This is a genomic window from Devosia sp. 1635 (assembly GCF_013185955.1).
Taxonomy (GTDB): domain Bacteria; phylum Pseudomonadota; class Alphaproteobacteria; order Rhizobiales; family Devosiaceae; genus Devosia.
Map to the genome: position 1 here is coordinate 125,839 of NZ_JABAOM010000001.1, position 11,839 is coordinate 137,677.

General features: G+C 63.1%; 14 protein-coding genes. 6 read left to right on the forward strand and 8 right to left on the reverse strand.

What is annotated here, in order from left to right:
* Positions 1–69 precede the first annotated feature (69 nt).
* The 3 genes from HRU92_RS00615 to HRU92_RS00625 all read left to right on the forward strand — a co-directional run bounded on the left by HRU92_RS00615 (position 70) and on the right by HRU92_RS00625 (position 4,213).
* The gene (locus HRU92_RS00615) at positions 70–2,358 is read left to right on the forward strand and encodes a putative PEP-binding protein (protein ID WP_172122617.1); all 2,289 of its coding nucleotides are present in this window, start codon (positions 70–72) and stop codon (positions 2,356–2,358) included.
* Between the two features lie 66 nt (positions 2,359–2,424).
* Positions 2,425–2,976, forward strand: a complete 552-nt coding sequence (locus HRU92_RS00620) for a hypothetical protein (RefSeq protein WP_172122618.1) — start codon at positions 2,425–2,427, stop codon at positions 2,974–2,976.
* A 178-nt stretch (positions 2,977–3,154) separates the two neighbouring features.
* Positions 3,155–4,213, forward strand: coding sequence for a cell wall hydrolase (locus HRU92_RS00625; protein WP_173087309.1), 1,059 nt, complete (start codon positions 3,155–3,157; stop codon positions 4,211–4,213).
* A 6-nt stretch (positions 4,214–4,219) separates the two neighbouring features.
* On the opposite strand, the gene HRU92_RS00630 is transcribed toward HRU92_RS00625, so the two are convergent.
* From HRU92_RS00630 to HRU92_RS00655, 6 genes are all read right to left on the reverse strand, one after another.
* Positions 4,220–4,726: a hypothetical protein gene (locus tag HRU92_RS00630; RefSeq protein ID WP_127752221.1), complete on the reverse strand. Its 507-nt coding sequence runs from the start codon at positions 4,724–4,726 to the stop codon at positions 4,220–4,222.
* 109 nt (positions 4,727–4,835) lie between these two features.
* Positions 4,836–5,444, reverse strand: coding sequence for an HD family hydrolase (locus tag HRU92_RS00635; RefSeq protein ID WP_127752222.1), 609 nt, complete (start codon positions 5,442–5,444; stop codon positions 4,836–4,838).
* A 34-nt stretch (positions 5,445–5,478) separates the two neighbouring features.
* On the reverse strand, positions 5,479–6,318 hold the full coding sequence (locus HRU92_RS00640; RefSeq protein ID WP_172122620.1) for a folate-binding protein YgfZ: 840 nt from the start codon (positions 6,316–6,318) through the stop codon (positions 5,479–5,481).
* Positions 6,319–6,464: 146 nt separating this feature from the next.
* Positions 6,465–6,743: a hypothetical protein gene (locus HRU92_RS00645; RefSeq protein WP_210258515.1), complete on the reverse strand. Its 279-nt coding sequence runs from the start codon at positions 6,741–6,743 to the stop codon at positions 6,465–6,467.
* A 98-nt stretch (positions 6,744–6,841) separates the two neighbouring features.
* Positions 6,842–7,210, reverse strand: coding sequence for a TIGR02301 family protein (locus HRU92_RS00650; protein ID WP_172122621.1), 369 nt, complete (start codon positions 7,208–7,210; stop codon positions 6,842–6,844).
* Between the two features lie 37 nt (positions 7,211–7,247).
* Complete coding sequence (locus tag HRU92_RS00655; RefSeq protein WP_172122622.1) at positions 7,248–7,643, reverse strand: NUDIX domain-containing protein; 396 nt, start codon at positions 7,641–7,643, stop codon at positions 7,248–7,250.
* Positions 7,644–7,709: 66 nt separating this feature from the next.
* Between HRU92_RS00655 and HRU92_RS00660 the strand changes: the two genes are divergently transcribed.
* Entirely contained in the window at positions 7,710–8,450 is a 741-nt protein-coding gene (locus HRU92_RS00660; protein WP_173087310.1) for an SOS response-associated peptidase, read from the forward strand.
* Between the two features lie 14 nt (positions 8,451–8,464).
* Entirely contained in the window at positions 8,465–8,869 is a 405-nt protein-coding gene (locus tag HRU92_RS00665; protein ID WP_172122624.1) for a GFA family protein, read from the forward strand.
* Here the strand turns inward: HRU92_RS00665 and HRU92_RS00670 are convergent.
* Positions 8,866–9,426, reverse strand: a complete 561-nt coding sequence (locus HRU92_RS00670; protein ID WP_173087311.1) for a hemerythrin domain-containing protein — start codon at positions 9,424–9,426, stop codon at positions 8,866–8,868. The genes HRU92_RS00665 and HRU92_RS00670 overlap by 4 nt on opposite strands.
* Before the next feature lie 81 nt (positions 9,427–9,507).
* On the reverse strand, positions 9,508–10,920 hold the full coding sequence (locus HRU92_RS00675; RefSeq protein WP_172122626.1) for an FAD-binding oxidoreductase: 1,413 nt from the start codon (positions 10,918–10,920) through the stop codon (positions 9,508–9,510).
* A 103-nt stretch (positions 10,921–11,023) separates the two neighbouring features.
* Here HRU92_RS00675 and fabI point away from each other — a divergent pair, with 103 nt between their 5' ends.
* Positions 11,024–11,833, forward strand: coding sequence for an enoyl-ACP reductase FabI (gene fabI / locus HRU92_RS00680; protein WP_172122627.1), 810 nt, complete (start codon positions 11,024–11,026; stop codon positions 11,831–11,833).
* Positions 11,834–11,839 lie beyond the last annotated feature (6 nt).

Sequence of the window (11,839 nt, forward strand, 5' to 3'; positions counted from 1 at the left end):
GTCAAGCCTTGTTGCAGGCAGGCTAGCTCATAGGCATTATGCGCCGCGCGGCATGGCAGGGATAGCAAGGTGAGTTTGGCCCAGGAAATTTTTGCGATTGCCCCTGCGGTGGGCAAGGCGAACCTATCGGCCTCGCAGCTCAAATTGCTTTCGGGCAAGGCCCGCTGGATTTTCCGCGTCAGCGATGCCGGTTTTCCCACCATTCCCACGATCTGCATCACCCGGGCGGCATGGGAAGCTCTGCAGGCCGAGCGCACGCGCCGGGACGCCAAACTGCGCACCCACTGGATCGCGTGCCTGTTCAAGCTGGTCGGCGATGATGGGCAAACGCCCTATCTGGCGGTGCGCACTTCAGCGGCGTCCCATAATGCGGGCCTGCTGCCCGCCAAGACCGGCATCGCGCCCCCCCTGAGCGCGGCCGATGCCGTTGATCCTAACCGGCCCCTCGGACGTGCGATCAAAAATGCCTTTGACAGCTATGGCTTTGCGCGCCCGGGTTGGGGTGAAGCGCGCCCGGATGACGAACGCGCGCGCCAGATCGTTCTGGTGCAAAGCTCGGCAGGCGGGGCAATCGTGTCCTTTCTCACCCGCAACGCGGCAACCGGGGCGCTCGGGCCAGCTCCCACCGACGGCAATATGCTGCCAGCGTTGCCGGACAGCATAACCGCCCTTGTGGCGCTGCTCGATGCCAAGGCGGGGCGGCATATGTGCTGTTCGGTCGCGGTGAGCGGGAACGAGGCACAATTCTTGTCCGCACGGCCAGTCCAGGCCAGCCCCGCGGCCGAGCTTGAAGCGGCGGTGGACCGGGTGAGCCGCGGCGTCTGGTCACCGCAGAACGCCGTGTCACGCGTGGAGCCTGCCCGCCTGGCGCAGTTGCTGCATCCGCGCCTCAAGGCATCTGCTGCCGCCATTCCCATTGCCACCGGCCTCGGCGTGTCACCGGGAGCGGCCAGCGGTCCCATCGTCTTTAACGCCGAAGACGCAGCGCGCCTGCGCGCTCGGGGCAAGCATTGCATTCTTGTGGTCAACGAAACCGGCCCCGCAGATATCGAAGGCCTGAAGGCCGCGACCGGCATTCTCACCGCTCGTGGCGGCATGTCGAGCCATGCCGGCGTGATCGCCCGCATCACCGGCAAGCCCTGTGTGGCGGGCGTGCGGACCATGTCGGTAAACGCGACAGAAATGGTGTGCCGCATCGGCGAGCGCGATTATCGCACTGGCGACCGGGTGACCATCGATGGCACCGATGGGCAGGTCTATGCCGGGATGTTGCCGCTGAGCCAGCCCCATATCGGGGGCGCGATCGGCACGCTGCTGGGTTGGTCCGATCGCAGCCGCACCATTGCGGTGCGTACCAATGTGGAAACGGTGGAATCCGCCCGCACGGCGCTCAGCTTCGGTGCCGAGGGTATTGGGCTGGCGCGTTCCGAGCACATGTTCTTTTCGCCCGAACGCATGCTGGCGCTGCGCCGCGTGATCCTGTCCGAGGACGGCGACGATCGCAATCGGGCGGTGAACGGGCTGATCGGTTACCAGACCGGGGACTACGAGGCGCTGTTTTCCACCATGCGCGGGCTGCCGGTGACGGTGCGCCTGTTTGATCCGCCGCTGCACGAATTCCTGCCGCGGACGGAGGAAGAAATCGAGGACACGGCGGCTTCGCTTGGCCTGGCTGTCAGGGCGTTGCGGCTGCAGCTGGATCGTATCGCCGAGATCAACCCGATGCTGGGCCATCGCGGCGTACGCCTCGCCATCACTTATCCCGAACTGCTGCAGATGCAGACTCAGGCGCTGATGGCCGGCGCGCGTCAGGCTAGCGAAAGACAGGACGAGCCGGTGGTGATCGAGGTCATGGTGCCCTTTGTCTCAACCGCGACGGAAGTGGCCTTTGTGCGGGACCGGGTGAATGCCATTGCGGCCAATTCCGGGCTCTTGCGCTCCGACCGGGTGCGGTTTTCCTTTGGCACCATGATCGAGCTGCCCCGGGCTTGCCTGCGGGCCGGCGATATCGCCCATCTCGTGGACTTCATATCCTTTGGCACCAATGATCTGACGCAAACGACCTTTGGCATTTCACGCGACGACGCGCCCACTTTCCTGACCGTCTACCAGCGCAAAGGCATTTATGAGCGTGATCCCTTTGTCACCATCGACGAAAAGGGGGTGGGCGAGATGATTTCCATCGCCATTTCCCGCGGGCGCGCTGCCAATCCCTCCCTCAAGATCGGCATCTGCGGCGAACATGCGGGCGATCCAGCATCCTTGCGGTACTTTGCGGGGCTCGGGATCGATTATGTCTCCTGCTCGCCCTATCGGGTGCCGGTGGCGCGACTGACCTTGGCACAGGCAGCGTCTTAAAATTCGGGCTCGCAGTGCCTATGTTGTGAGCGCAGGGCCACCGATGGCGGAAGGGACATATTGCTCGTGAACAAACTGCCAATGCTGGCGCTCATCCCGCTACTTTTTGTTTCAGCGCCAGCGTTCGGGCAGTCAGATGGCGCGCAATGCGCCAGCATCCAAAATGGGGTTGAGCGTCTGGCCTGCTATGATGCCTTGTTCAGACCCGGTACTGCCCCCGCTGCAGCGCTGGAAGCCGTGCTGGAATCTACCCAGCTGATCCCGGCTCGCCCCAGTGGCCGCGGTCCTGCAACCCTGACTGTGCGCTGTGAGGCGGGGCAGTTGAGCATCTGGTTTGGCTTTGCGGGCAATACGCTATCGGCCTTGGGCAATGATGCCGGTCTGACCCTTCAATATGATCTGCAAACCGACCGCAGTCGTACCTTGCCGGTGGACCCGACCAATACCGCCATCATCATCGGGGATCAGGCGGAAGCCGCCGCCTTTGTCGACAGCCTCGCGGGCGCGACCAATATCACGGCGCGGGTCACGCCGGTGAACTCGCGTTCTCTTTCGGTCCGGTTTCGGGTGGATAGCTTCGTAGACGAGGCGCAGGCTGTGAGGGATGGTTGCAGCTAAGTACTGCGACAAATCAGCCCGAAGGCCTCTTGCCCGGTTCTCGCCATTCTTCATCCACGTCACTGCCTGATTGGGCGTTTACTCCACGCTAACCCTAATAAGACATCATTTCACTGTCGGCCTCTTAGCGTCACTTTTGCCGATCAGTAGTTATGTTGCGTTTTGTTGAGTAGCTGAGATGGCCCTATCAAATCGGTCCGTCGTGCCCGTGCACGCGACCAAGTCGGCTCGTCGCCACCGTCCCCATGCCAAGCTTATGGCGTTCGGACTCGTGGGCGTACTGAGTTATGCGGGGCTCACCAGCGTCGCCTTCAGTCCCGCAGATGCGAGCGGCGAGTTAACGGCACCGCCTGTTGTCGTCCAGGGCAGTCTTGGCGGTACAACAACGGTGCAGACGCCACAATCGTTCGATCACCTGTTCGAGAGCGCTAGCTTTACCGGTCCCAACCGGGCGGAAAAGACCGATCGGCTTCGTCCGAAGCAGGATGCACTGGCAATTTCTCGGAGCTTCGAGGAAGTGCGCACCCGCCTTGCGGCGCTGCGCGTCGCCCCCGGCCAGCCCGAAGCCTTGGGCCAAAGCCAAATCGCCGATGCAGCCATCGAAGCGCCCGCCGAGACCGATCCGGGTCCGCGCATGTCGGTGGCTTCCATCAATCCCGAAATCGGCTCCTCCGCCCTTGACGCCATCGCGGGGATTGCCCCGACCAGCACTGCTGGGACTTTGGGCCAGCCCATGCCGGCGGTTGCCTCCGAACAGCTCGCCTATGCCCGCGCGAATGCGCCGGTTCTTGGTGCCTTTGACACTGGCAAGGCGGTTGAGGTTTCCGACAAGGAGTTGTGGTGCCTGGCCACGGCAGTCTATTTCGAGGCGCGCGGCGAAAGCTATCGCGGTCAGGTCGCTGTTGCGCAGGTCGTGCTCAACCGCGTCAAGGATCACCGCTATCCCAGCACGATCTGTGGCGTCGTGTTCCAGAACCAGCACAAGCGCAATGCCTGCCAGTTCTCCTTTGCCTGCGATGGCATCCCTGAGCGGATTTCGGACAAGAAGTCATGGGCGCAGGCGGAAGACATTGCGGCGCGCTTTGTGGACGGCGAATTGTACCTGACCGAGGTCGCCGACTCCACCCACTATCACGCCACCTATGTGCGCCCCGCCTGGGCACCCCGAATGCAAAAGTTGACGCAGGTTGGGCTGCACGTGTTCTACAAGTTCAAGCGCGGCTGGCTGTTTGGCTAGAACCGATCAGCAGACGCGATAGCTTTTGCCATATACGCAGGTAAAATCTCTGCCGATCCGCACCGCGGTTGCTGCATTGGCAAAGATCATCGACATGCCAGCGGTCGGAGTGAAAGAGGTCCAGCTCTGGCCGTCCCAGAACGAGAAGCGGTTGCCCGGACCGGGCTGCTCAACCGGCGAGACGCTGATGCCCGGATACTGGATGTGCTCTGAAACCAGCGCGTCAGTAGAATAGGTGCCGGTCGCCGTGACGGCGATATCCACCCAACTCACCCGGCCGGCCTCGATCTTCTTGACCCGGACGGTCTGGAGCGGGTTGGTGTCCACCCCTTCCTCATATTGCACGTGATACTCGCGATCATCAAAGCGCACGAGGCTGGCCGTATCGATGCCAACGCCGCGTTCCCCGGCGATTGCATCAACGACTATGCCAGGTCCAATCGCCGCCAAGGCGGTGGCGCAAACGGCGCCCAGACACATTCCGACTAGCATATGGCGCGTGGGTAGGTTCATGGCTGCGTCCCGAAATGAGGCGGTTTGATCCTGCTCGTTAACAAAGCAGTAACCTTTTTGCCGCAGCCGCAGCAAAGTTCAAACAATATTAGGGTTAACGAGCGGACTTCTAGGCGGAGGGCAGGATCGCCTCGCACGCAGCGATGAAGCGATCCTGCGCTTCGCGCGTCGGCCAGGGCCGGATCAGCCGGTCGAACTGATCAACGTCAAAGGTAGGCAAGCTCGGTGCGCCGAAAAAACGTTGGGCTTCAACAGCCGAAAAGCCGGCCAGATGCACGGCTTCGAAATAAGCGGCCTCGCGATCGGCTTTCTTGATAAGTTTTCCCAAGGCTGCACCGGCTGTAGCAGGGAGGGAAAACCGCAGATAGATCGCGCCCAGCAGCCGGTCTTCCACCGTTTTGTAATTGCCGCCCATCGCCGCCTTGAAGGGGGAGATGATGTCGCCCATCACATATTCAGGGGCGTCATGCAGCAGCGCCTGCAGCTGGGCGGTGTTGTCGGCCTCGGGGTTGTGGGCGCGAAACAATTCGAGCACCAGCACGGAATGCTGCGCCACCGAAAAGGCGTAGTCGCCCAGGGTTTGCCCGTTCCAGCGGGCGACGCGGGCGAGGCCATGCGCGATATCGGACAGCTCGACATCGAGCGGGGAGGGGTCGAGAATATCGAGCCGTCGGCCCGACAACATCCGTTGCCAGGCTCGGTCTTTGCCGCGCGCCATGATGCCCCAAAGCTAGAAAAGTGGTGGCCGAACGCTACTCATCGGGCGTTGATTCGCCAAACGCATAGCTGGCGAAGGCCGGCAGCGACAGGCGAACGGGCTTACCTTCGACGCTTGCCGCCTCGGGATCGCTGATCCGGTCGAGCCGGATGATGGCAAGGGCCCGGCCATTGACGACCTGGCCCAGGCGCCCCGCTTCGCGGTCGCCCGCCAGCACGGCGCTCCCCGACGGCGCATCAACACCGTCCACGATCACCGGGCGGCGGCGGGCCGTGCCGCGGTGCTTCATGCGGCTGACCACTTCCTGGCCGACATAGCAGCCCTTGGCAAAATCAATGCCCTCGAGCAGGTCGAGCCCGATATCGTGGGCGAAGGCGTCATTGGCGGCAAAGTCGTTGCCCTGGTGCAGGATGCCGGCAGCAATCCGCTGCTCGTGATAGGCCGTGTCGTCCGCAACCCAGCCGCTGATCGCTTCCACCGGGGCGATCTGGCGCCAACCCAGCTTGACTGGCCCCAGCCGATCAAGATGACTGATGGCGGCGGGGTCCTGCTCGGTGGCAAAGCCGACGCGGTGGGTTTCCCGGAGATCATCGATCACCACCTGGGCGCGGAGGCGATACATCTTCATGCGCTTGAAGAAATCGTCGGCCACGGAGTGGTGCACATCGAGCCAGATCGCGTCGCCTGCGTAACCGGCCAGGCCTTCGGCGAGGATCTTGCCTTGAGGGGAGAGCAGCGCCCAGGCGACCCCGGCTTCGTCCGTGCCATCGCCCTGCGTGGGGATATGGCCGGTAACGACGTCGTTGAGCAGCTTGTGGGCGTCAACGCCCGAAAACCGGAACACTGCCCGGTCGGCGCGCAAATAGGTGGTCATGATCGTCTTGCTTCCCCAGACTGTCCGCCCGCAGCGACTGCTGCGGGGCTTTCGGACATGGCGCGAAGCGCTAGCATTTTCAAGAACGCGGCGGAGGTCAACCGCTTGCGTGTTCGCAGGCAGGCACCAGGCGGAATCAGATCTAGCTATTGCAGCGTGCGGTCCAGATTGTATTCGCCCGCGCGGATGCGGTCGGGCAGCAGCGCCACCATTTCGGCAGCCGCATCATCGCCGTGCAGTTTCACCAGAGTGGCGAGTGCAGCAAAAAGCGAAGCATGGGCCAGGGACGCGCATTCGACGCCATCGTCCTCCGCGCCGTTCCAGGCTTCAGCCAGGTATTCAAGCGCAAGCTGACGCTCGCTCTGCTCGCTGCTGGGGAGCTCGATTTCGGCTGCGGTGATGAAGAGAGATTTTCTGGTCGCCATGCCGAGCGGGTTAACATGGATGAACGAGGCTGGCGCACCACAAATGAGTGAACGGTTAACGCAACCTGCGCAAGTTTCGTTAATGCGGGGCGGGAGGCCTATTCAGCGTAGCGGGTGTGGATTTCGCGCGCGGTTTTCTCCGCTTCGGTCAGCAAGCGCGTGAGTGCTTCGCGGGCGCTGGGCGTGCAGGCGCGATGAAAACGGGCATAGGCGGTGTAGCCCGCGTTGAAGGCTCCGGCCAGACGCTGGCGTTGGTCATCATCGGGCTCGTCAAGTTCGATCAATTCGGCCATCTGCGCGCGCCAGTCTTCCGTGCCCGCCTCGCAAAGCGGCTGGAGGAAATAAAGGCTGCCCAAAATCTCGGCGAGCCGCTCCATGCGGGGCTGATAGGGCGGGTCGATCGCCAGCGCCGGCGTGACGACGGTCAAACAAAGGGCCGCCGCAATGGGGGCGAAACGCAGCTTCACTTGGATCCTGTTCTCCTGATGCAGGGCGCTCTTAGCATTACCCGGCCAGAACGGCGAGGCATTGCCGGATCACGTCGTCGAGCCGGGTAGTGGTGCGAAAGGCGGGTAGTGCTGCCGGATCGACCCATTTGTGATCGGCAATTTCACTGGAGGGCATGATGGTGCCGCTGAAATCCGAGGAAACAAACACGGCCAACTGGTAGGTGCCACCGCCGCCCAGCTGCTGCACCAGCACGGGTTGCGGATTGCGCACGGCAAGCCCCAGCTCCTCCTTGACCTCCCGGATGACGCATTGCTCGATGGTTTCGCCGGGCTCGAGACGGCCTCCCGGGAACGTCCACAAATGCTGATAGGGGGGAAAGGCGCGCTTGATCAACAGCACCTTGCCGTTGCGTACCAACGCCACGCTGGCGGCGTTTGGAAGGTCCGTCATCTCGGCTCCATTTGCGATTCAACACTGCACACCCTATTTTGGGGCGAGCATCAGGGAGAAGCAAATATGTGTGGTCGCTATGCGGCAACGCTGCCGCCCGAGCAGATGGCGGAACTGTTTCGCCTGCTCAACCGGATCGAGATGGTGCCGCGCTTCAACATCGCGCCCACCCAGCCGGTCGTGGCGATCTGGGAAGAAGCGGGGCGGCGCGAGGCGCATTTCGCCCGCTGGGGCCTCGTGCCGCGCTGGGTCAAGGATCCGCGCGAGTTCCCGCTGCTGGTCAATGCCCGGGTCGGGACCATGGCCGAAAAGCCGGCTTTTCGCGATGCGCTCAAGCATGGCCGCTGCATCATTCCGGCCAGCGGTTATTATGAATGGCACACCGGGCCTGACAAGAAAAAGCAGCCCTATTACATCACCTATGCCGATGGCCGCCCGATGGCGCTGGCCGGGCTTTACGCCACCTGGGTGGGCCCAGAAGGCGAGGAGATCGACAGCGTCGCGACCATCACCGTGCCCACCAACAACCAGCTCTCCGTGATCCATGATCGCATGCCCGCCATTCTCGATGGTGAAGCGATGGAGCGCTGGCTAAATGTGCGCGATGTGCGGGCCGAGGAGGCCCGCCAATTGGCGCTGCCGCTGCCCGACAATGTGCTGAGCTATCGGCCGGTCTCGACCCGGGTGAACTCGGCTGCAGTTGATGAGCCGAGCCTCATCGAGGAAGTAACGCCCGGACTGGCGGAACCCACCGCGCCAGTTCGGCGCAAGGCCGCTGGCGCGGGAGCGCAGCTCGATCTGTTCTAGGCGGGAGCAAGGGAATGGAGCAGTTTACCGGCGGCTGTTTGTGCGGGAAGGTCCGGCTGGTGGCGTCCGGTCGGCCCTATCGGGTCGGGATCTGCCATTGCCTTGACTGCCGAAAGCATCATGGCGCGCTGTTTTATGCGGCGGCAGTGTTTCCGCAGGACGCTGTAGCGGTCAGCGGGGAGGTCGGAGAATTCGCGGGGCGGTGTTTTTGCCCGACTTGCGGCTCATCGGTTTTTGCCCGATCGGAGGACGAGATCGAGGTGCATCTGGGCGCGCTCGATGCGGGCGATCAGCTGGTGCCGAGCTACGAATGCTGGACGATCCGGCGTGAAGCCTGGCTGCCGCCCTTTGCGCTCAGCCACCATTATGAGCGCGGCCGCAACCATGCCAGCCGCTTCGAGGACGATGGTCCGGCTTAAACCCCGATACCGAAATAGCCCAACGCATCGCCCATCGCGTCTTCCTCGTAGCCGAGATGAGAGAGCAGGATGCGCTCAAGCGTGCGGTAGACCGTCTTGGCGTCCTCGAAGTGCTCCGGCGTGGGGTCAGTCGCCAGCGTGTTAAGCGCATCAACGAGCCGCAGCAGCAGTTCATGGACCACCACATGCTCGGCGCGCAGCCGCTCGGCAATCGCCTTGAACGGGGCGCCCTGTTCGGCCAGCGCGGGGAAGATCGCGTAGTCTTCGATCGAATGATGGGTGTCGACGAACTGGCAGTATTGCCCGCACAAATTGCCGAAGCGGCGGAAATTGCTGACCATCAGGAGGCCAGAAGTTTCGCTCTCCACCTCTTCGGGCGAGACGGCGCCTGTGGAGGCGCGCTCGATCAGGCGTCCGAGCACTTCCATGTTCTGGCGCAGATGATCGTGGATCATCTTAAGATGCTGGCCGGGCAGGCGCTGGTCTGGCGTCAACCCCTCAAGCTTTTGCAGCGGCGGGCGAGTGGCATCGTCAAGAAAGGCAATGTCATCGAGCATGGGCAAGTCCCCTGTGGTTGCCCCGAAATGGGGCAAGGGGGAGATGCGATCAAGTAGGCACGCGCAGGTGACTGGGCCCGGTCAGCCCAGCATCTTGCCGGGATTGAGAATGCCCTTGGGATCGAGCGCATCCTTGATCGCGCGCATCATCTGCAGGGCCACCGGGTCCTTGACCTGGCGCAGGAGGTCGACCTTGAGCTGGCCGATGCCATGCTCGGCCGAAACTGAACCGCCCAGCTTGAGCACGATTTCATAGATGGCGGCGTGGACCGGCTCGGCTCCGGCCATGAACTGCCCGTTGTCGGCGCCGGGCGGGGGGCTGAAATTGAAGTGGATATTGCCATCGCCCATATGGCCGAACGGCACCGGGCGGATGCCGGGCACCACCTGCGCGGCGGCAGCCGAACCTTCTTCGATCAGCCGGGGCACGGCGGCAAGTGGCACTGAGACGTCGTGCTTGATCGAGGCGCCTTCGCGCGACTGGCACTCGCTCATCTGTTCGCGAAAGGCCCACATGCGGGTGCGGTCCTCAAGAGATTCGGCGACGACGGCATTGTCCACCAGCGCTTCGGAGAACCCCGCTTCCAATGCTTCCTGCAGGAGGCCCGGCCGGCCGCCTTTGGGCCGCAGCACCTCGATCAGCGCATACCAAGGGGAGCGGCCGGCGGTGGGATCGCGATCGAGCATGCCGTGGCGCAGCTGGATTTGGAGGCCAATCAGCGGGATCAGCTCAAAGGCATTGAGCTGCGCGCCCGCGCGATCCCGCATCAGCTGGAAGAGGGTAAAGGCCGCGTCGGGCGAGGCGATATTGACGAGGGCGGTTTCATATTCCTCGGGCTGGGGGAAGATCTTGAGGGTGGCGGCTGTGATGATGCCGAGCGTGCCTTCGGCGCCCACCAGCAGATCCTTGAGATCATAGCCGGTATTGTCCTTTTTGAGCCCATTGAGACCCTGGTAGAGCCGGCCATCGGCCAGCACCGCCTCGACCCCCATGCACAATTCGCGCGCATTGCCATAGGCCAGCACATTGACCCCGCCGGCATTGGAGGAGAGGACGCCCCCGATCCGGGCCGAGCCTTGCGAAGCCAGCCAAAGCGGGAACATCGCGCCTTCAGCTTCGGCAGCGCGGTGGGCGTTTTCCAGCACAACGCCGGCTTCGGCAACCATGGTGCCGGCTCCGGCATCGATCGTACGCACCCGATCAAGCCGCGCGAGGCTCACGATCACCTCGTCCCCCCGTAGCGGCACCTGTGCGCCAACGAGGCCGGTATTGCCGCCCTGGGGGATAATGCCCACGCCATGCTCATTGGCCCAACGCGCCAGAGCCTGCACCTGTTCAACCGAGCCGGGCAGGGCTACCGCTGTTGCCGGGGTGTGGAAGCGCTTGCGCGGCTCATGCAGAAACGACCCCATCCGGTCGGGGGAAGCGATCACCTGATCGGCACCCAGTAGGGATTGAAGCTGGGCGATGGTCTCGGCTGGGCTGAGTGGCATGGAAAACCCCGGCTGGTGCAGCGCAATTGCGGGCAGCGAACTTGCCCCTTTGCCCCCCGATGTGCCACAACCCTGCCAACGACTCCAGCAAGGGATAACAATAATGAGCACTGGATTGATGGCCGGCAAGCGTGGCCTAATCATGGGCTTGGCCAACAACCGCTCGATTGCCTGGGGCATCGCCAAGCAGCTGCATGCCCAGGGCGCCGAAATGGCGTTTTCCTATCAGGGCGAAGCGCTCAAGCGCCGCGTCGAGCCGCTGGCGGCCGAAGTGGGCTCCGACTTCCTCGTTGAGTGCGACGTCTCCGACGAGGCGGCGATGGACGAGACCTTCCGCCAGATCAAGGAAAAGTGGGGCAGCCTCGACTTCGTCGTGCATGCCATCGGCTTTTCCAACAAGGACGAGCTTGAGGGGCGCTATCTCGATACCAGCCGGGACAACTTCGCGCTGACCATGGATATCTCGGTGTATTCCTTCACCGCCGTCGCGAAGCGCGCCGAGCCGCTGATGAACCCGGGCGGCTCGCTGCTGACGCTGACCTATTACGGTGCGGTCAAATACGTCCCCAACTACAACGTCATGGGTGTAGCCAAGGCCGCGCTCGAGGCCTCGGTGCGCTATCTCGCGGTTGACCTGGGCAAGAACGGCATCCGCGTCAACGCCATCTCGGCCGGGGCGATCAAGACGCTGGCGGCTTCGGGCATTTCGGGCCTGCGCGACATGCTGCACTGGCAGGAAGCCAATTCGGCGCTGCGCAAGAATGTCTCGATCGATGATGTGGGTGGCGCGGCCACCTATCTCCTGTCAGACCTCGCGGGTGGCGTCACCGGTGAAATCCACTATGTGGATGCCGGCTTCAATGTTGTCGGCATGAAGCTGCTCGACAACGACACGCCAGCGTCCAGCGAATAATCTTCA